Annotated in this window: 20 protein-coding genes; 7 read left to right on the top strand and 13 right to left on the bottom strand. The window is 69.9% G+C overall.

What is annotated here, in order from left to right:
- The first annotated feature begins 24 nt into the window (after positions 1-24).
- A complete protein-coding gene (locus tag E7T09_RS11675) occupies positions 25-243 on the top strand; it encodes a hypothetical protein (protein ID WP_136389348.1) in 219 nt (72 codons plus the stop codon).
- A 160-nt stretch (positions 244-403) separates the two neighbouring features.
- Here E7T09_RS11675 and E7T09_RS11670 read toward each other — a convergent pair whose 3' ends face one another.
- Both E7T09_RS11670 and E7T09_RS11665 read right to left on the bottom strand, forming a co-directional pair.
- Positions 404-1,174, bottom strand: coding sequence for a carboxypeptidase-like regulatory domain-containing protein (locus tag E7T09_RS11670; RefSeq protein WP_136389347.1), 771 nt, complete (start codon positions 1,172-1,174; stop codon positions 404-406).
- Between the two features lie 229 nt (positions 1,175-1,403).
- The gene (locus tag E7T09_RS11665) at positions 1,404-2,231 is read right to left on the bottom strand and encodes a carboxypeptidase-like regulatory domain-containing protein (protein ID WP_136389346.1); all 828 of its coding nucleotides are present in this window, start codon (positions 2,229-2,231) and stop codon (positions 1,404-1,406) included.
- Between the two features lie 366 nt (positions 2,232-2,597).
- On the opposite strand from E7T09_RS11665, the gene E7T09_RS11660 reads away from it, so the two are divergent.
- Positions 2,598-4,007 carry an FAD-binding oxidoreductase gene (locus E7T09_RS11660; protein WP_136389345.1) on the top strand — a complete coding sequence of 470 codons (1,410 nt, stop codon included), beginning with the start codon at positions 2,598-2,600 and terminating at the stop codon, positions 4,005-4,007.
- 65 nt (positions 4,008-4,072) lie between these two features.
- Entirely contained in the window at positions 4,073-4,729 is a 657-nt protein-coding gene (locus E7T09_RS11655) for a hypothetical protein (RefSeq protein WP_136389344.1), read from the top strand.
- 122 nt (positions 4,730-4,851) lie between these two features.
- On the opposite strand, the gene E7T09_RS11650 is transcribed toward E7T09_RS11655, so the two are convergent.
- Complete coding sequence (locus E7T09_RS11650) at positions 4,852-5,721, bottom strand: SDR family oxidoreductase (protein WP_136389343.1); 870 nt, start codon at positions 5,719-5,721, stop codon at positions 4,852-4,854.
- A 126-nt stretch (positions 5,722-5,847) separates the two neighbouring features.
- Here E7T09_RS11650 and E7T09_RS11645 point away from each other — a divergent pair, with 126 nt between their 5' ends.
- The 4 genes from E7T09_RS11645 to E7T09_RS11630 all read left to right on the top strand — a co-directional run bounded on the left by E7T09_RS11645 (position 5,848) and on the right by E7T09_RS11630 (position 9,306).
- Positions 5,848-6,582, top strand: a complete 735-nt coding sequence (locus tag E7T09_RS11645; RefSeq protein WP_240741755.1) for a TetR/AcrR family transcriptional regulator — start codon at positions 5,848-5,850, stop codon at positions 6,580-6,582.
- A 119-nt stretch (positions 6,583-6,701) separates the two neighbouring features.
- Positions 6,702-7,343 (top strand): phosphatase PAP2 family protein, encoded by a 642-nt coding sequence (locus tag E7T09_RS11640; RefSeq protein WP_136389342.1) that lies wholly within the window; start codon positions 6,702-6,704, stop codon positions 7,341-7,343.
- Entirely contained in the window at positions 7,343-8,014 is a 672-nt protein-coding gene (locus E7T09_RS11635) for a response regulator transcription factor (RefSeq protein WP_136389341.1), read from the top strand. The genes E7T09_RS11640 and E7T09_RS11635 overlap by 1 nt, the downstream gene beginning before the upstream one ends.
- A complete protein-coding gene (locus E7T09_RS11630) occupies positions 8,011-9,306 on the top strand; it encodes a HAMP domain-containing sensor histidine kinase (RefSeq protein WP_136389340.1) in 1,296 nt (431 codons plus the stop codon). Before E7T09_RS11635 ends, E7T09_RS11630 begins: the two co-directional genes overlap by 4 nt.
- A 210-nt stretch (positions 9,307-9,516) precedes the next feature.
- Here E7T09_RS11630 and E7T09_RS11625 read toward each other — a convergent pair whose 3' ends face one another.
- The 10 genes from E7T09_RS11625 to E7T09_RS11580 form a co-directional block, all read right to left on the bottom strand.
- Positions 9,517-10,341, bottom strand: a complete 825-nt coding sequence (locus E7T09_RS11625) for an undecaprenyl-diphosphate phosphatase (RefSeq protein ID WP_136389339.1) — start codon at positions 10,339-10,341, stop codon at positions 9,517-9,519.
- Between the two features lie 110 nt (positions 10,342-10,451).
- The gene (locus tag E7T09_RS11620) at positions 10,452-10,646 is read right to left on the bottom strand and encodes a hypothetical protein (protein ID WP_136389338.1); all 195 of its coding nucleotides are present in this window, start codon (positions 10,644-10,646) and stop codon (positions 10,452-10,454) included.
- Entirely contained in the window at positions 10,643-11,398 is a 756-nt protein-coding gene (locus E7T09_RS11615; protein WP_136389337.1) for a COG4280 domain-containing protein, read from the bottom strand. Before E7T09_RS11615 ends, E7T09_RS11620 begins: the two co-directional genes overlap by 4 nt.
- Before the next feature lie 269 nt (positions 11,399-11,667).
- A complete protein-coding gene (locus E7T09_RS11610; RefSeq protein WP_136389336.1) occupies positions 11,668-12,474 on the bottom strand; it encodes a hypothetical protein in 807 nt (268 codons plus the stop codon).
- A gap of 172 nt (positions 12,475-12,646) precedes the next feature.
- Complete coding sequence (locus E7T09_RS11605; protein ID WP_136389335.1) at positions 12,647-13,720, bottom strand: aminopeptidase; 1,074 nt, start codon at positions 13,718-13,720, stop codon at positions 12,647-12,649.
- A 7-nt stretch (positions 13,721-13,727) separates the two neighbouring features.
- A complete protein-coding gene (locus tag E7T09_RS11600; protein WP_136389334.1) occupies positions 13,728-14,516 on the bottom strand; it encodes an SDR family oxidoreductase in 789 nt (262 codons plus the stop codon).
- 1 nt (position 14,517) lies between these two features.
- Complete coding sequence (locus tag E7T09_RS11595) at positions 14,518-15,201, bottom strand: RraA family protein (protein WP_136389333.1); 684 nt, start codon at positions 15,199-15,201, stop codon at positions 14,518-14,520.
- On the bottom strand, positions 15,198-16,820 hold the full coding sequence (locus tag E7T09_RS11590; RefSeq protein WP_136389332.1) for a DUF885 family protein: 1,623 nt from the start codon (positions 16,818-16,820) through the stop codon (positions 15,198-15,200). The genes E7T09_RS11595 and E7T09_RS11590 overlap by 4 nt, the downstream gene beginning before the upstream one ends.
- On the bottom strand, positions 16,817-17,983 hold the full coding sequence (locus E7T09_RS11585) for a Gfo/Idh/MocA family protein (protein ID WP_136389331.1): 1,167 nt from the start codon (positions 17,981-17,983) through the stop codon (positions 16,817-16,819). Before E7T09_RS11585 ends, E7T09_RS11590 begins: the two co-directional genes overlap by 4 nt.
- A complete protein-coding gene (locus E7T09_RS11580) occupies positions 17,980-19,059 on the bottom strand; it encodes a ketopantoate reductase family protein (RefSeq protein ID WP_136389330.1) in 1,080 nt (359 codons plus the stop codon). The genes E7T09_RS11585 and E7T09_RS11580 overlap by 4 nt, the downstream gene beginning before the upstream one ends.
- Positions 19,060-19,188: the final 129 nt, after the last annotated feature.

Genomic DNA, 19,188 nt, shown 5'->3' with positions numbered 1-19,188 from the left:
CTGCTCACGCGTCAAGGAGGCGACATGCGTACTGACCACCCTGTTCGACCCGTACTGGAACCCACCGCCTACCTGCTGCGCGTCTGGTACGAGCCCAGCGACGGAGGGCCGGTCTGGCGCGCCTCGCTGCACTCGCCGGACGGCACGCCCCGGCAGTACTTCGCCGCTCCCGGCACGCTCCTGGCGTACCTGGGCACGGTGCTTGACCCGGAACATGCGACCGGGCCGCCCCCCGCGTCCTGAGCCGACGCTGGCCTTTTCATACAGACCCATAGCGAGGCCGGAATCTCACGCTGAACCAGCGCTGAGGACAGCCGGGTGATCAGCACGAGGCGCGCATGGTGCCGAGAAGGGCGATGCACACGCCGTGCATCGCCCATGGACACCGGCCAGCTCAGCGGGTTCAGGGCCGGGCGACGTACAGGAACGCGCGGCCCACGTTGCTGGTCGCGCCGCCGCATCCCCCGGACGGCTGGAAGTCGAAGGTCGCGCTGGCCGCCAGCGTCGGATCCTTCTGGCCCACGATCAGCGGGGACTTGTGGCCGTCGGCGTGGATCTCGGCCGCCGTGACGCGGTAGTGCCCGACCGGCACATCCTTGATGATCGGCTCACTCTGGTTCCCGGAGATGGTGAAGGCCTTGCCGGTGCTGCCGTCGATCAGCGGGCCGTCGGGGGTGAACGTCGCCTGCACGGTGGAGTCGGCGGGTACGGTGGTTCCGGCGTCGTAGTCCCCCTTCCACATCAGGCGCACCTCGCTGCCGAAGTAGGCGGGGTAGCCGCTGGAGTCCGGGATCCTGCCACTGAGCTGCAGTTTGAAGTTCCGGACGATCCCGGCGGTCGGATCCGGGCTGAACGCGTCGTACCCGCCGGGGTTCTCGGAGGCGAGGCGCAGGCAGTACGTCTGCCCGTGGTAGTCGGTCTGGAAGTACCCGATCGCGTAGTAGGGGACGTTGGGGAGCTTCGCGGACTGGTAGCGTCCCTGCCCGTCCGCGTGGGCGGTGAGCAGGCCGGTCGTGACGGCGGGCTTGATCCAGATCAGCGCGCCCGGCAGGGGTCGCCCCTGCGAGTCCAGCACCTGACCGCTGACGGTGGCCGGTGGCGCTTTTGCGGACGCGGCCAGGGCGGCACCCAGAATCATGCACAGCAGGGCGGGCAGGGATCGTGGCAGGTTCATCTGGATCTCCTTGGAAATGTGGTGGGATGACGGTGGGTTGGGCTCCGTGACAGGCCAGGCCGGGCGGGTTGGGGATCGACGAGGTCAGCGTAGGAATCGCGGCCTGATTGAAGCGTGATTGCCTGCAATAGGTGCGGCGTGTAGGGACGGCGGATCGACGTGATGCCCGGATCGTCCACGAGGCTGGGGTGGCCGGGCCTTCGTGGACATGCCCGTCGGTGGCTCTGGTTCAGGGGCGGGCGACGTAGAGGAACGCGCGCTCGACGCCATTGCTGGTGCCGCCGATACAGCTGCCGCTCTGCGGCCGGAAGTCCAGGGTCGAGGTCGCGCTTCCCGGCCCCGCGTAATCGCCCACCACCAGGGGCGTGCGCGCGCCGCCCTGGTGCACCTCGGTGGCCGTGACGGTGTAGTGCCCGACGGGAATGTCGTGGAGCATGTTCTCGCCCACGCGGGCCGAGGTCACGACCGTCTGCCCGGCGCTGCCGTCGATCATGGGGCCGTCGGGAACCAGGGTGACCTCCACGGTGGAGTCGCTGGCGACGATGTCCTGATCGTCCGTCCAGGTGCGGTGCATGATCCGTACGTCTGCCCCATAAAAGTTGTCGTGACCGTCGGGCATGGCGCCGCTGATGCGCCAGCGGAAATTGCGGGTGATGGTGCCGCTGGGATCCGGGCTGAAGGCGTCGTACTCGTTGAGGGTGGTCGCGGCGAGGCGCTGGCAGAAGGTCTGCCCACGGTACTCGGTGTGGAAGGCGGCGTAGGTGCGGTACGGAACGTCGACCAGGGCGGGGGACTGGTAGCGGCCCTGGGCGTCGGAATGCAGCGTGATCAGGCCGGTCGTGACGGCGGGGAGCACCCAGATCAGCGCTCCGGCCAGGGGGTGCCCGGCCTGGTCGAGCACCTGGCCGCTGACGGTGTTCGGGCGGTCGGCCGGGCCGTCGCCACTGCCGGTGGGGGGAGGATCGGTGGTGGGGATGGGGCCGGTCGAAGGGCCGCTTCCGCAGGCGCTCAGGGCGAGGGTCAGCAGGGCCGCGTGGATCAGGGTGAGTCGTTTCATGGGTGGTTCCTCCTTGCTCTGGGGCGAGGCCACCGTAGATGGAACGCCCTGATCCAGCCGTGATTGCGGGCGCTTCCCGCAGAGGACGCCTGTTGCGGGAGGAATAGGCCAGATGGCTGAGGCGAGATTGCGCGTTGTGCTCAGAGGGCGCAATCACCGGCCAATCACGCTGACGCCCATACGGTGGCGGCCATGAACGGACGGTTGCTTGGCGTACTGCTGACGCCGGGCACCGCTCCGGCGCTCGGCGAGACGCTGCCCGACACGCCGCATCCGTTCAGGCCAGGGGTGATCCACGTGAGTTGAGCGCCCCCAGCCGTATCGGCCCCTTGCCCCTCGTCCCCACACCCAGTCAGGAGACCGACCATGAACCAGCACCAGGACGCGTTCAACTATTTTTCAGCCACCTTCGACGGCACGATCGTTCACCACGGCCAGGCCGGCTACGACGACATCCGGGAAGTGTGGAACGCCGCCGGCCGCGACGTGACGCCCGCGCTGGTCGTCCGACCCGCCGACGCCCACGCGGTGGCGCACGCGGTTCGCTTCGCCGCCGGAATCGGCCTGCCGCTGGCCGTGCGCAGCGGCGGCCACAGCCCCGCCGCCTTCGGCACGGTTCAGGACGGACTGGTCATCGACCTCACGGCCCTGAAGGCCATCAATATCGACCCCGACACCCGCCGCGTCCGCGTAGAGCCGGGCCTCACCTGGGGTGAGGTCGCCGCCGCCCTGCATGAGCACGGTCTGGCCATCACGGCCGGGGACGTCGCCACCGTCGGTGTTGGCGGGCTCACCCAGGGCGGCGGGATCGGCTGGTTCGTCCGCCGGTACGGCCTCGCCATCGACCGCTTGCGTTCTGCGCAACTCGTGACGGCCACGGGTGACCTGCTCACCGTCAGCGACACCGAGCATCCGGAGGTGTTCTGGGCCCTGCGCGGCGCGGGCGCGAACCTGGGGGTGATCACCGCCCTGGAGTTCGAGTCGCACCCCGCCGGCATGGTCTACGGCGGCCTGCTCGCCTTCGACGCCAGCGATCCCGCCGAGGGGGCCCGCCTGATGACGACCTTCGCCCGGCTGGCCCACGAGGCCCCGGAAGCGCTGACCACGCAGGGCCTGTTCATGGCAGCGCCGCCCGCGCCTTTCGTACCGCCGCATCTGGTCGGCAAGACCCTCTTCGCGGTGGCGAGCGTGTACAGCGGGGATCTCGCGTGGGGGGACGCGGTTCTGGCCCCTTTCCGAGCGATGGGAACCGTCGGCTTCGACCTGACCGGGCCGATGCCGTACCCGGCGATCTTCCAGCTGACCGCGGACGCGGCCCAGCGCGGCTTCCGGCACGCCATCCGCTCCGGGTTCCTGAACGCGCTGGACGATCACGCCGCGCAGCAGCTCGCGGCCGAGGTGCAGCTCATGCAGCCGGGCCAGATCGTGCAACTGCGGCCCCTGGGCGGTGAGATGGCCCGCGTGCCGAACCATGCGACCGCCTTCTCGCACCGCACGGCCCGGTTCCTGCTGATGGTCAGTCAGGCCGTTCCGGAGGCCGGGCTGGACGCGCTGGCGTGGAGCATCACGAACCGGATGTTCGCTCCCTTCGAGGCCCAGGTCACCGGCCTGTACGGCAATTTCGCCAGCGGTCAGGACATCGATCCGGCCCGCACGGCATTCACGTCCGCGCACCGTGAGCGGATCGCGCGCGTCAAGACGCAGCTCGACCCACACAACGTCTTCGCCCGCAACGTCAATATCCGCCCGCAGGTTGCCGAGCCGGTGACGGCCTGAGCAGCGTCCTGGGACGGCGTCTGCCAGATGCGGAGGCCGTCCCGCCCTTTCCCTGGAGACCCGACATGATCCTGTTCACGCCCGTTCCGCCGGAACTCACCGTCGAGCACACGCCCGAGCAGATGGCACGCCTCGACCGGCGCTTCGCCCAGCAGGGCCGGTGGCCGGCCGACCCGACCCTGCTCGTGCAGGACAGCGCGGCCCTGCTGAACGCCCACCTGATCGTGCGTACCCGGCACGGCGAGTGGCGCGGCGATCCGCTCGCCCCAGCCCCCAGTGAAGGCCTGACCGAAGTGGAGTGGCAGGCCGCCCTGACGCTGGACTCGACGCCCACGGTGCATGTCAGCGCGGCGTACCTGACCGCCCTGAAGAGCTGGACGGCGGGCGTGGTCACCGTATTCACGGGGCCGTCGGCGGGCACGGCACCGCGGGTCGCTCGGGTGCTGAACCTCAGTACCTTCATCGACCGCCTGGAACTCGAGTTCCTGCTGGAAGGCGGCCTGTCCGGGGTGCCGGTACTGCGTGCCCATCGCCTGGAGCCGGGCGGCCGCCTGACGCTATGGCGGATGGAAAACCCCATGAGCGTGCGTTCGCGTCTCGGCCAGCCCCGTCTTGACACCGGGGGGCTGGATGCCGAACCGACGCCAGGAATCCGTGTGGAGTGCAACTGGGCATTCAGCGAACAGGCTTCCACGCGGAAGGTGCCCTTATTTGCTGTCTAGTACAGCCGTCTTGGTCGTAATTGGGGTGCATAGCCCTTCATCGTGCCATCCACGGGCCCTGGAGGCCTGACGGTACACGCCCACTGCTTCCCAGTTCCGAACGGGATCTGGGACGCCTGCCGTCAGGCGGGTGTGGCGGCGAGGCGGGCCCGGAGCACCTCCTGCATCGTCTGAGGGGGTCGTCCGAGCAGCGTGCTCAGGGTCGGATCGACCGCAGCGAATTCGCCGTTCCGACTGGCCCGGAACAGGCCGACGAGCATATCGGCGGCGCTGTCGGGCAGGCCGCGCCCCCGCAGGGCCGCCCGGTGCTCGTCGTCGCTCACCGTCACGCGGGCGATGGGCCGGCCCGTGAGCTCCGTGGCGATGGCCGCCAGATCGGCCAGGTCGAGCGCCTGCGACCCGGTCAGGGGGGGCGTGGGGCCTTCGAAGCGGCCCTCCTGGGCGAGGATGATCGCGGCGGCCTCCGCGAGGTCGGCGTGGGTCGTCCAGGACACGGGGCCATCGGCCGGGGCGGTCAGGGTGCCGGTGGTGGCGGCCGGGCCCATCAGCATCACGCCGCTGTCCGCATAGAACCCGTTGCGCAATGAGGTGAAGGGAACGCCGCTCTCCCGCAGCATCCCTTCGGTCTCGGCGTGATCCGGCATGGGGGCAAACGCCGAGGTAGGGCTGGCCCCCATGTGGCTGGTGTACAGGATGCGCTGCACACCAGAGGCCCGCGCGGCGTCGATGGCCGTGCGGTGGAGCGCGAGGGCCTCGTGGCCGGAGGCGTTCGCCGAGACGATCAGCACCTGGCGGGCGTTCTCGAAGGCGTGGCCCAGGCTGCCGGGATCACGGAAGTCGCCGTGGCGGACGCGCACGCCGCGCGCCGCGAGGTCGCTGGCCAGATCCGGGTCGCGCACGCTCACGCCGACCTGTGTGGCCGGTATGCGGTTCAGGAGCTGCTCGGTGATGGCGCGGCCGAGCTGACCGCTGGCTCCGGTGATGACGATCATGTGGCCTCCGTGCCTCCGGATTCCTGCGTCGTCTCCCGACGCAGGAATATCACCGTTAGCCATCTGATAATATCAATGATATTTGCTGCCCGCAAGGGCTGATGGGCACTCACGTATAGTCGGAGCGTGACGACGGATCGCCTGCCTTCCCGGTCTGCTTCCGAGGCGACCGGCGACGGTGTATTGCGCCTGCGAATCCTTGCGGCAGCCATCGACCTTCTTGACCGGGAAGGCCGCGACGCCCTCACCACCCGCGCGGTGGCCGCCGCCGCCAGCGTGCAGGCGCCGACGCTGTACCGGCTGTTCGGCGACAAGCGCGGCCTGCTGGACGCTGTCGCCGAACACGGCTTCGCGACCTACCTGGCGCAGAAGGAGGTGCGGGAACTTGGCCCGGATCCTGTGGCGAACCTGCGCGCCGGCTGGGATCAGCACGTGGCCTTCGGCCTCGCCCAGCCGGCGATGTTCGCGATCATGGCGGGCGATCCAAGGCCCGGCAATCCGTCCCCGGCGGCCGCGGCGGGCGAAGTACACCTACACCGCCTGATCCACGACCTTGCCGTGGCGGGTCGGTTGCGCGTGGGCGAGCGCGTGGCGGCCGATCTGATGCGCGCGGCCGGCCGCGGCACCGTCCTGACGCTGCTCGACCTGCCGCCACGCGAGCGCGATCTGCGGCTCTCCGAGGTCGCCCGTGAAGCCGTCGTGGCCGCGATCGTCGGCGACGCCCCGGCCGCTCCGGCGTCGGGCGTGGCGGGCGCGGCCATCACCCTGCGCGCGGCCCTGCCGGAGGTGAGTGCCCTGAGCACTGGCGAGCGCGTCCTCTTGGGCGAGTGGCTCGACCGGCTGATCGACCGCCAGCCCTAGGCGCTTTCGCGGAGCCCGGAGCGTGACAGCGTACTGGCGAGTCGTCGTGGCAAGCCTGACCCACGGCCCTTGCGGGCAGATATACCCCGGCTTAACCTTCCACCACCATCCTGCCCGGCATGATGTCCAACCCGACCCCGACCTCCATGCGCGGCTCCAGGGCGTGGTGTGCCCTCGGAACCGCCGCGTCCACAGTCGGGCTACTGGCGCTGGGCACCGAGGTGCGGGAACGCCAGCCGATCACGCTGGACATCGACGCCATGAGGTGGCTGCACGCCCACACGGACGCGGGGCTCCGGGCCGTCAGCGAGGTCATGAATATCGTGGGTGGGCCATGGGTGACGACCCCGCTCTTCCTGCTGCTGCCGCTGCTCCTGTGGTTCCTGACCCGGCCGGCAGTGGCGGTCTTCGCGGGTGTGGGCCTGTGGCTGGCCGAGACGGCGCAGTGGCTGCTCAAGGTGGCATACGGTCGGCCCCGCCCGAACCTGTGGCCCAGCGACGTGCACGTCTCGGGCCTGTCCTTCCCGAGCGGTCACGCGACCGCCGCGTCGGCCCTGGTCGCCGTCCTGGTCGTCCTGGCCTGGCCAACCCGCTGGAGATGGCTGGTGCTGGGCGCTGGCAGCATCTACGCTGCGCTGATGGGACTCTCCCGCGTGGTGCTGGGCGTGCACTACCCCACCGACGTGCTCGGCGGCGCCTTGACGGCCCTGACGTGCGTGTTCGCTTCGTTGGCCGTCATCCGCCCGCTGAGGCCCGCCTGATGCGCCTGCTGATCGTCGAGGACGATCCGCACATCGCCGAGCTGCTGCGTGACGGGCTTGGAGAGGACGGCCACGCGACGGACGTGGCCCCCACCGCCGCGATTGGCGCGGAACTCGCGCAGCTCTTCCCGTACAGCCTGCTGATCCTGGACGTGATGCTGCCCGAGGGCATCGACGCCGGCTACGTGCTGGGCCGGCAGCTGCGCGCTGCGGGCCTCGTCACGCCGATCCTGTACCTCACTGCGCGCGGCACGGTCGCCGACCGCGTCCAGGGACTGGATGCCGGCGGCGACGACTACCTGCTCAAACCCTTCGACTTTACCGAACTCAGTGCCCGCGTCCGCGCCCTGCTGCGCCGGGCCAGCGGCAACGCGCAGAACACCCTGAGTCTCCCCGGCGGCTGGGTCATGGATCTGGCGGGCCGTGAACTGTACCGAGCCGGGGTGCGGGTCGACCTGGCCCGCCGCGAGTTCGGGCTGCTGGAACTGCTCGCCCTGCATCCGGGACGCGTCTTTACACGTGATGAGATCATCGACCGGCTGTGGGGTGGCGAGGCGGGCGTGGAGCCCAAGCTGATCGACGTGTACGTCAGCATCATCCGCCGCAAGACCGACGACGCCCTGATCTCCACGCTGCGCGGCACCGGGTACCGGCTGGGGGGCGATGGGTGATCCACCGCCTGAGCCTGCGGGTCAAGCTGACGCTGGGCTACGCCCTGGTGTTCGCCGTGACGGTCGTGCTGGGCGGCGGCGGCGTGTATTTCGCGGCCGAGCGGGCGCTCGGCGCGTCGCTCGACGCCACGCTGCGGGAGACGGCCAGTGTGGCGCGGTCGAGCATCGGGCGAGTGGGCGGTCAGACGATCTTCACGCCGGATCTGCAGCCCAGCGCGGATCTCAGCATCGAACTGCTGCGCCTGGACGGCCAGGTGGTCGCGCGGGCCGGGAACGCCGTGGAAGGGGGCCGCACGCGCTTTCCCGTCGCCGCCGGACTGACCACCGAGGATGCCCGCCGGGTACTGACCCTGCCTGCCGAGGGGCTGGTGCTGCGGGTTTCCCGGTCGACCGAGGCGCTGTCCGGCTTTCTGGAGACGCTGGCGAAACTGCTGCTGATCGGCAGCGTGTTCATGATCGCGGCTGCCTGCGCCGCCGGGTACTGGCTCGCCGACCGCGCCCTGCGCCCAGTGGACGCCGTGGCCCGCACCGCCGACGCGATTGCCCGGCGGGGTGACTACGCCGAACGGGTGCTGCTGGCCCCAGGCAATGATGAGATGGCCCGCCTGACGAGAACCGTGAACTCCATGCTGGACGGCCTGTCGCACACCATCGAGCGGGAGAAGGCCTTCGCCCGCACCGCCGCGCACGAACTCCGCACGCCGCTGACCGTGTTGCGCGGGCGGCTTGACCTGACCCTGCGCAGACCGCGCGAGGCGGAGGAATACGAGCGCGCCCTGCGGGGCATGCGGGAGCGGGTCGAGGAACTGCAGACCATCACCGAGGGCCTGCTGGCCCTGGCCCGCACCGAAACCCCGACCTTGCTCGAAGCTGTCGACCTCGCGGCGGTGGCCGTGAGCGCCAGTGAAGCGCTGGAAGACACCGCTGTGACCTACGGCAAGAGGGTGATCGTGCAGGTCGAGCACGCCCGCGTCCAGGCGGAACACGACGGCCTGGTGCGGGCCGTGTGCAACCTGCTCGAAAACGCCCTGAAGTACGGTGAGGGCGAGGTCATCTCCCTGCGCGCGGCCGGCACCGACGTGATGGTGGAGAGCACCGGCCCCGGCCCGCGCCAGGAGGACTGGCCCCGGCTGCTGCTGCCCTTCGAGCGGGGGGCCGGACAGCAGGCCGTGAGCGGCAGTGGCCTGGGCCTGGCCCTCGTCGATGCGCTCGCCCGGCGCTGGCAGGCCCAACTCATTCCCACCTGGACGGACACCACGTTCCAGATCCACCTCCGCTTTCCGGAGGCGTGACAGCGCGCGTTCACGGTGAGCTAGCCGGAGGCCGGAGAACCACGCACGACAGGACTCAGAGTGCTCAGGCACCGCCGCGGGGCATGGTAGACGGCATATCCGTCACACCCCGCCCTGGACTCATCGGAGTGGGCGTGGATCAGGGTGTGGTATGGGGTTTATCCCCACTAGCCATGCTCCACGCCGGTGTCCGTCTACCGTCTCCTGCGGTCAATGGAGCGCCCCGGCCGCGAGCAGGGCCAGGATCACCGCGCCCATGAGCACGCGGTACACCGCGAAGCCCCGGAAGTCATGTGTGGACACGTAGCGCAGCAGCCACGTGACCGACAGCAGCGCCGTCACGAAGGCCACGACCGTCCCGATGACCAGGGTGACGCTCCCACCGGGAATGCTGCCCAGCGCGTGCCGGGCCTTGTACAGGCTGTACAGGCCCGCGCCGCCCAGGATCGGGATGCCCAGGAAGAACGAGAAGGCCGTGGCGGTCACGCGGTTCAGGCCGGTGAGCAGCCCCCCGACGATGCTGGCCCCGCTGCGCGACACGCCGGGAATGATCGCCACGGCCTGCGCCACGCCGATCAATGCGGCCTGACGGATCGTCACGCTGTCCAGATCCGGTTCGGTCAGCTCGACGCTCGCCTCATGGCGCCGGGTGTCCACCCACCACAGCACGATCCCGCCGAGGATGGCACTGATGGCCACGGTCAGGGGGGAGAACAGCGCCGCCTTGATGGCCTTCTCGAACAGCAGGCCGATGAGCACGGCCGGGATGGACGCCACGATCAGGTTCAGCCAGAACCGCCGGGCCCGGCGGCTGCCCTGGAACAGCCGGGTGAGCTGGCCGATCAGCTGCCGCCAGTAGTACAGGATCACGGCCAGGATGGCACCGAGCTGGATGACGACGGTGAAGACCTCGCCGGTGTCGTGGTACCCGATCAGGCTCTCGGCGACTATCAGGTGTCCGGTGGAGGAGACGGGCAGGAATTCGGTGAGGCCCTCCACCACGCCGAGGAGAACCGCTTGCAGCTCAGGAGTCATGGTCGCGACCCTAGCGGGGCAGGGTAAAGCCCAGGTATACCGGGATCAACATGCACGCCAGCGGGTTCCGTGAACTGCTGGCGTGCACAGGCTGCGAGCAGCCTCCGGGTTCAGGGGCGACTGGCCTTCCACAGGCTGATGCCCACGAAGACCAGCACCGCGAGGGGCAGCACGATCCATGCTCCGGCCAGGTGCGCCAGCAGCGCCGTGACGATCAGTGCCGCCACCACGGCCGCCGCCACCGTCCAGTCGTCCCCCACGATGAAGTCATACCAGAAGCTGAAAAAGCCAGTCACGTACTTCATGCGGGCACCTCCACCCGGGCGGCGCGCGCCTCATGCCGACGCCGCAACCACGTCACGTACCCGTACGAGGCCAGCGCGTACACGACCAGCAGCCCCAGGATCGACGCGTCTGCCCCCGGCCACACCGCTCCGGCGCCCTCGGCGGCCCAGAATGTGCCAAAGGTCGTGAGCATCAGCCCGACCACGAACTTCAGGGTGTTCTCCGGTACCTGGCTCAGCGGCCGGTGGATCAGCAGCCCCAGGGCCAGCACGACCAGCAGCGCCGCCCCCGCGCCCCACGCGGCCAGCCCGAGCCGCTGGGCGCTGGCTCCGAAGGTCACGACGATGAACGCGACCTCCAACCCCTCGAGCAGCACGCTCTTGAAGGTCAGGGCGAAGCCGTACGCATCGAGCGCGCCGGGCTTCACCGCGCCCTGCGCCTGAGCGGCGGCCGTCTCCTCGGCGAAGGCGGCGTCCTCGTCGTGCAGGGCCTTGAAGCCGCTGGCACGGAGCATGGCCTTGCGCCACCACTGCACGCCGAAGACCAGCAGCAGCCCGCCCACGATCAGGCGCAGGGGTTGCAGCGGAATCTGACTGAGCACAGGGCCAAAGACGGCGACGATGACCGCCAGCACGGCCAGCGCGGCGGCCGTTCCGATCAGGGCGGAGCGCCAGCCGCGTGTGAGGCCCACCGCCAGCACGATGGTCAGCGCCTCGACCATCTCCACCGAGGACGCGAGAAACGACGACAGGAACAGAAAAATGCCATTCATGGATTCACCTTGGACACCGCAACGAAGACGTCGTGGACGGGCACTCATCGGGGAGAAGGCGATCGGGACTGCCTCGGCGAACCGCCTGAACGGACTCTATCGCCGCCAGTCCAGTGCGGATTACGGCGCCATACACCGGCGCCCAACGTTGATCTGGATCGACCATGGCCGCACCCTAGGAAGCGCAGGTAAAGCGAAGGTATACCCTGGAACGGTGACAGCGTGCGGCCTGATGCTGTGGGCAGGCCGCACGCTTTATCTGACAGCTGTCAGTTCGATTCCACGTCGGCTGGGGTGAGCGCCACCTGATCGCGGCGGGTGACGGCGAGATAGCCCACGACGCCCAGGATGGCCAGCAGGAAGATCCCGCTGGTGGCCGTGGTGCCCAGGCCCAGCCCGCCATCGGCCTTCGCCTGCGACAGCGAGTCGCCGATCGACGCGCCCAGCGGCCGGGTCAGGATGTACACGATCCAGAACGTCAGGATGCCGTCCAGTTTCAGATAAACGTGTGCCAGGGCCGCCAGCGCAATCAGGCCCGCGAACAGCCCCACCGACACGAAGTACCCGAGCTGCAACTGCTCGGCCACCAGGTCGCCAGTCGCGGTGCCCAGGGCGAAGGTGAACAGCACCGCCAGCCAGTAGAAGGCTTCGCGCCGCGCCGTGAAGATCGAGTGGATCGACAGGGTGCCCTCGCGCCGCCACCACGCGAAGAAGGTGAGGGCCAGGGCCACGGCGAAGATGGCGCTGCTCGTCCACAGGCTGACGCCCAGGTTGTCGGTCAGGTTGTCGGTAATCAGGGTGCCGACCACGCTGATCAGCACGATGGCCGTCCAGTAGATGCCCGGTACATACCGGGTAGAGCGGAACTGTGCGATGAGGACGGCGATCAGGAGGGCGCCCATGACCAGGGTGGTGCCGGTCAGACCGAGCTTGAGGGTGGTGTTGAGGTAGTCGGCGGCGGTTTCGCCGACGGTGGTGGCGAGCACCTTGATGATCCAGAAGAAGGCCGTGACCTCCGGCACCTTGCTGATGACGGCGCGCAGGCTGCTGGCGTGGGGGTTAAGGGCCGTCGTCACGGGCAACGTCCGGGCCGGGCGCGGTGCGGGCGTAGGACGGTCAGCATCTCATTCATGGGGCCTCCGGCGCTCTTAGCGCGGAGGCAGCGTAGGCACGGCGGGTAAAGCCCGGGTATAGCGCCGGGGCCACCGGCGAACCGGCTGGGCCTGGTCTCCTGGGCCTGTCCGCCGCTTACCTGAAGGTGCCGTCCACCTGGAAGGGCTGACCGTCAAGGCTCAGGCTGCCGCCCTTACGGAGGTCGCAGATCATGTCCCAGTGCACGGCGCTGCGGTTCGAGCCGCCGTTCTCCGCGTAGGCCTGACCGACGGCCAGATGCACCGTGCCGCCGATCTTCTCGTCGAACAGGATGTTCATGCTGGGGTGCTGAATCCCGAAGTTCGTGCCGATGCCGAGTTCGCCCAGGAAGCGTGACCCGGCGTCGGTGGCCAGGGCTGCGCGCAGCACGTCCTCGCCCTCCTCGGCGCGGGCCTCGACGACCTCGCCGTCTTTGAAGGTCAAGGTGATGCCGCGCACCACGCGCCCGCCGTACAGGGTCGGCAGGTCGAAATACGCCACGCCGGTCGCGCTGCGCTCCAGCGGGGCCGTGAACACCTCGCCCGAGGGCATGTTGCGCTTGGCGTCGCTGTTGCTCCAGTTCCGCCCCTTCACGCTCAGGTGGAGATCGGTGCCCTCGGACACCAGATGGATGTCGTCGGCCGCCGCGAGCCGCTCGATCAGGCCCGCCTGGAAGTCGCGGATTTCACCCCACTTCTGCACCGGATCGGGATCATCGAGGAACATGGCCCGCGCCACGAAGGTCTCGTAAGCGTCGAGGGTCATCCCGGCCGCCTGGGCGCCGAAGTCCGTGGGGTACAGCGTGAGGTTCCAGCGGGGATGCAGGGTACTCATGGCGATGGGCGCCTGCGCGGCCCGGTGGCGGGCCACGCGCTTCACGTCGATATCCGGGACGGGCGGCGTGGGGGTCAGGATGCGGATCGAGGCGTCCAGGGCGCGGGCATCCTCGATCTCGACCGGGTGGAGCGAGTCGAGCACCTCGTCGCTGGCATGGCGCTGGACGTCCTCGAGCTGCGTGGGGTAGCTCAGGCGCACCACGGGCCGCGCGCCGCGCTGCAGCAGCGTGCGGTGCAGCGCCTCGATCAGCGGCAGGGCCAGGGTGCTGCCGCTGACCAGCACACGGTCTCCGGGGCGTGCGCTCACGCAGTAGTCCGCGAGCAGGATGGCGTGGCGTTTGGGGTCGTAGATCATGGGTCTCCTAGAGGGCCGTGACGGCGCCGCCATCGACGAGCAGGGTGCTGCCGTTCACGTACTGCGCGGCCGGGGAGCACAGGAACGCGGCGACCTGCCCGAACTCGTCGGGCGTGCCGAGGCGGCCCATCGGCACCTCACGCTCGGAGGCCTCGCGCACCGCCTGCCACGTCGTGCCCCGGCGGGTGGCGGCGGCCTCGTCGAGTTGCTGGATGCGTTCGGTCAACACGCGGCCCGGTGCCAGGCCGTTCACCTGGATGTTGTCGGGGCCGAGTTCCACGCTCAGCGACTTGCACAGGCCGTGCACGGCCGGGCGCAGGGCGTTGGACAGCGTGAGGTTGTCCAGCGGCCGCTTGACGCTGCTGCTCAGCAGGGCCAGGATGCGTCCGCCGCCGCCGGCCTTCAGGTGCGGCAGCGCGGCGCTGACGCTGCGCACGACGCTCATCAGCGTGAGCTGGTACGCCGCCGCCCACTGCGCCTCGCCCAGGGCCGCAAAGTTGCCGGGCGGGGGGCCGCCGGCGTTGCATACGAGGATCTTCAGGCCGCCGAGGTCGCGGGCCGCCGTGTCGATGAACGAGGTCAGGCTGTCGGCGTCGGCCACGTCGGCGGCGTAGGCACGGACTGGCGTGCCGGTGGCCTCCCCGATGCGCCGGGCAGCGTCCTGGGCGCGGTTCAGGTCGCGCGAGCACAGCGCGACGTGGGCCCCTTCACGGGCGAGTGCGTGGGCCGTGGCGAAGCCCAAGCCCGCGCTGGCGGCGAGCACGACGGCAGGCTGGCCGTTGAGTCCGAGGTCCATATCAGACGTGTCCGTACTTGGCGAGAACGTCGGGCAGGGTCGCGCCGGCTTCGAGGTCGGCCCGGATCAGGCGTTCCTTCTCGGTCAGCGCCTCGGCGCGCGTGAGCACCTCCTCGGCTACCTCCAGCGGAATCACGATCGCGCCGTCCACATCCGCGAGGATGAAGTCGTCGGGGCGCACGCGGACGCGCGCCGTCGTGGCGCCCGGCAGGTAGATCTCGACCTGCCACGCGTTCACCGCCCAGCGGCCGATGGACTGCACCGGCGTGCGGTAGCGGGTGTACACGGGAAAATCCATGCGATCCAGCCACTCGATGTCGCGGATGCCGCCGTCCACCACCGCGCCCACGCACCCCCGGTACTGCATGCCGCGCGCGATGAGTTCCCCGAAGAAGCACACGCCCTCGGCCCCGCCGCCGCTCCACACGCTGAGGTGGCCGGGCGTCAGGCCGCTGACGGCCTCCATCTTCTTCGCGTCGCCGGTGCCGGGGTACGGCGTCATCTGGCCCCGGATGGTGTAGGCCCAGCCGCCCATCTTCTCCAGGCGGGCCTTGATGGGCCACAGGTCGCTGGACAGGCCGCAGTCCGGCCGGCCGAGGTCGTCGAGCACGTCGGCGACATTGGCGGTATCGACCGTCATGAAGCGGTCGCGCAGCGAGAGTTTCTGGTCAGCGGTGAGGGTCATGGATGAACTCCTGGCGAGAAGGCGACGCGCATCTCGTCGGCGACGACCGTGGCAGGGGCGTGGCCGTAGGACAGCAGGGCGTCGTGAAAGGTGTGGGGGTTGAGGTTCAGTTCGGCGCGCAGCGCCTTGATGGTCTCGGTGCCGAGCCAGTACATCACGCGGCTGGCGGGAAACATGGCGTTGCGGGTGGTCTCGGCCCAGATGCGGGCCGGAGCGAAGTGCGCCCGGTCGCGGTAGAACGCGCGGGCTTCGTCCAGCGACCACTCGCCCAGGTGCAGCTTGAGATCCACGATGCACGACGCGGCGTTGCGCCGCTCAAATTGCGTGAGCAGCAGCTCCTCGGCCGGAGTGTAGAAGCCGGGCGCCTCGGCCAGCAAGTCCTCGGCGTAGCACGCCCAGCCCTCGACCATGGTGCCCGCTCCGAGCAGCGCGATGCCCGAGGCGCAGTCGGTGCCGGCCACGCGGGCGAGCACCGACCCGGCCTCGCGGGCGCGGGCGTTGTGGGTGTGGTGCCCGATGCTGCCGTGATGCACGGCGTGCACCAGCTTCACGAAGGAAGCGTTGTTCGCGCGCCGGTACGCGGCCATGTCTGCGCCGGGCGGCGTGACCCAGTACACGCTGCCGGTGCCCGGATTGAACGGCGCGGGCGAACGGTAGAACAGGAAGTACAGGTCGCCGGTGCCCTCGGCCCACTCCGGCAGGAAGCGGAAGTCCAGGCCGTAGTCGGCGGCGGGCGTCAGCAGCGGCCGGGCGGCGTCCAGCGCGCGGACATGCAGGTCGCGGTAGGCGTCGAGCATGCGTTCCGGCTCGGGGCTGACCTGCTCCAGCCGCGCGAGATGCTCCGTCCAGGGGAGGTTCCCCGGCAGCTGCGCCGCCCGCTCTTCCAGGTGGTGCGTCAGGCGCTCGAAGGCCTCGGTCGCGCGTTCCAGCGCCTCGCGTGGCCCGAACGGCAGGGCGTGCGTGACGCGCATCAGCAGATCCAGGTGCGCCTCGCCGCCCGCGACCGGCGCGTCCGGGCCAACCAGATCCTCGGCGTAGCCCAGCAGCGCGCGGGCCGCGCGGGCGGCGGGCAGGCGCAGCGCGTCGTCCCACAGGGGATGTTTCGGGAGCCCCGAGGTGAGCAGGTGGGCCGCCGCGCGAGCCTCGCGCCTCGCCCGCTCCGCGACGTCATCCGGACGGGGCCGGCCCTGCAGGTGGGCCCGCCCGTGCGCCAGGAAGGCGGGCATCGCCTCCAGCCGAACCCGCAGGGCGTCGCGCGTGTCCTGCACGTCGCCGTGGTGGCCGGGCAGCAGCAGCGAGATCACGCCGAAGGCGGCCTCGCCGGTGTACCACGCGGGATTGTCCTGGCGGGGCGCGCGTCGCTGCTCGGCGTCGGCGGTGCGGAGCTGGGCGTCCAGCATCCGCGCGTCGATCCGGGCGGCGGCGGTGGTCGGCCCGTCGCTGGCGTCCAGGGTGGCGCGCACGCCCGCCAGCGCGTCCAGCTCCGCCTCGACGCTGTCTGCCCCGACGGGCGGCAGCTGGTGGTCGTGGCCGGGCAGGCCCATGAACGTGGCGTCCACCGGCCGGAACTGGGCGTGCACCTTCAGGTAGGCGCGGGCGGCGTCGTGCGCGTCACTCACGCGCGCTCGCCCTCCGGCTGGTGCTCGTCGGGATACAGGGGCAGCGACACCCAGCGGCGCTCGCGGTACGACTGCACGATGGCGTTCACGGCCTCCTGGCTCTTGGCGCCGTCGTAGAAGGTGCACTCGGCGGGCGCGTCGTCGAGGATCTCGTCCACGAAGTGCCGCACCAGGTTGCGGTAGTACAGTTCCGGCCACGGCGTGTTCAGGGTCGTGCCGGGCGGCAGGGCGCTCTCCGGCAGCGTCACGTCGCGGAACTCGACCTGGTCCGGGGTGGCGAAGCGCAGCGTCTCGGCCACGCCGTTCTCCTCGACCAGGCGGGCGACCGCCGCGCCCTTGCTGCCGTACACGCGCAGTTCCACGCCGGGGTAGTTGCCCACCGCGATGTACGAGGTCTGGAGCATGCCCTGGGCGCCGCTGGCGAACTCGGCCAGCGCGACCGTGCCGTCCTCGACCCGGATGCGCTGCAGGCCCTCGCCGTAGCCGCGCACCACGCGCTCGGGCACGAAGTTGCTCATGCTGCCGATCACATTGGCGTATTCGCCCACGCACCAGCGCACCAGGTCGATCAGGTGCGAGCCGTAGCCGACGATGGACGATGGGATGAGCTGGCTGAAGTCCGCGCCCTGCGTGACCTGCCGCAGCGGGTAGTACGGGTCGAGGAACTGCGAGTTCTGTTCCAGGCCGTGCACGTGGTAGATCTCGCCCAGCGTGCCGTCTTTGATCCACGCGTGGATCTGCCGGATGGCCGGCGAGTAGCGGAATGTGAAGCCCAGCTTGGTGCGCACGCCGGCCTTCTCCGCTTCCCGCGCCGCCATGAAGGCGTCGGCGGCGTCGTGCGCGAGGGGTTTCTCGGACAGGACGTGCTTGCCCGCGCGGATGGCGTCGAGGCTCAGCGGCAGGTGCGTGTCGGTGGGCGTGCAGACGTCCACCATCTGCACGTCGGGATCGCGCAGCATCTCGCGGTGATCGGTGTACACGCGCTCGATGCCGAACTTCGCCGCCAGGGCGTGGGCACGTTCCGGCACGGTGTCGCAGATCGCCACCAGCCGCGCGCGGTCGTAGGCGTGGTAGCCGGGCAGGTGGGCCGATTCGGCCCACGCGTGCGCGCCGATCACGCCGACCCCAAGGCGCTGTCCGGGTTCGGGTCGCGGGCCGCTCACGGCAGCGCCTTGCCGAGGCTCTGGACGTAGCCCTCGAGTTCGTCGTAGTTCTGGAAGCCCAGCGGGCGTTTGCCGTCCTCGATCTCGTAGATCATCTCGCACAGCTTCGCGTTCAGGCGCGAGTCGGCGCCGGCCTTCTCGGCATAGGCGACCAGCTTGCCGTTCGAGGAGCGCACCTCGGAGGGACGGTGGCGGTACACGATGTCCCACCAGATGCCCGAGCCCTTCTTCTTGAACTGGTGCGCGTCCGGTTTCTGGTCTTTTTTCAGCAGCCAGATGGCGTGCCGGATGTTCGCCAGCAGCTTCTCGGTGTCCTCGGGCGTCTGGGGCTTGTAGTTCGCGGGGTCGAAGAAGTCGAAGGCCTCGACCGTGATACCGCTGGCCTCGGCGATCTCCAGCGCCTCGCGCACCACGGCCCCGGCCACGCGGGCGTAGCGTTCCACGCCCAGCGTCTCGGTCACGGGCGCGTCGGCCAGGGCGCTGAACACCACCTGGGCGCTGTAGACCTCCTTGGCCCAGATCTGGCCCCAGATGTTGTCGCTGAGCTGCACCTCGGTCAGGGCGCCCAGCGCGGCGGCGAGTTCCGCCAGGCGGGGCGTGCGCTCGCCGGTCATCTCGCCGAGCTGGATGGGGCCCTCGTGCACGAACTCGATGTAGCCGGGATCGACCAGCGCGCCGCCGTAATTGGGAATGGAGCCCATCACGCGCTCCTTGCCGCCCAGCCCGGCCGCTTCCAGGCGCGCGATGAGATCCGGCTCGTTGAAGCCGTTCTGGTAGGACACGACAAAGGTGTCCGGCCCGAAGTGCGGCAGCACGCTTTCCAGCGCGTCCAGGGCGTGCTGCGACTTCGTGGCGATCAGCACGGCCTCCAGCGGACCCTGAAGTTCGTGGGGGTGCAGCGCCTTCACGTCGAAGTGCCGCTCGCCGCGCACGCCGTCCACGCGCAGGCCGTCACGCTTGAGGGCATCGATGTGCTCGGCCCAGCGGTCGACCAGCGTCACGTCGTGCCCGGCCTGGGTCATCCAGGCGCCGGCAAGTCCGCCGATGGCGCCTGCGCCGATGATGGTGATCTTCATGTGTGCTCCTGTACAGGGTGGGGGGCTAAGTACATTGCAGCTCCCATTGCGAGTTTCCGGAACAGCTCCGGAAACTCTCCATTTCCGCTGCAACGTACTTTTTTCGATACTCGCTTCACTCGGTTGATC

It is taken from the genome of Deinococcus sp. KSM4-11 (assembly GCF_004801415.1).
In the GTDB taxonomy this organism is placed as follows: domain Bacteria; phylum Deinococcota; class Deinococci; order Deinococcales; family Deinococcaceae; genus Deinococcus.
The sequence above is the reverse complement of the archived record's forward strand: the minus strand, read 5'-3'. Positions and strand labels throughout refer to the sequence as shown.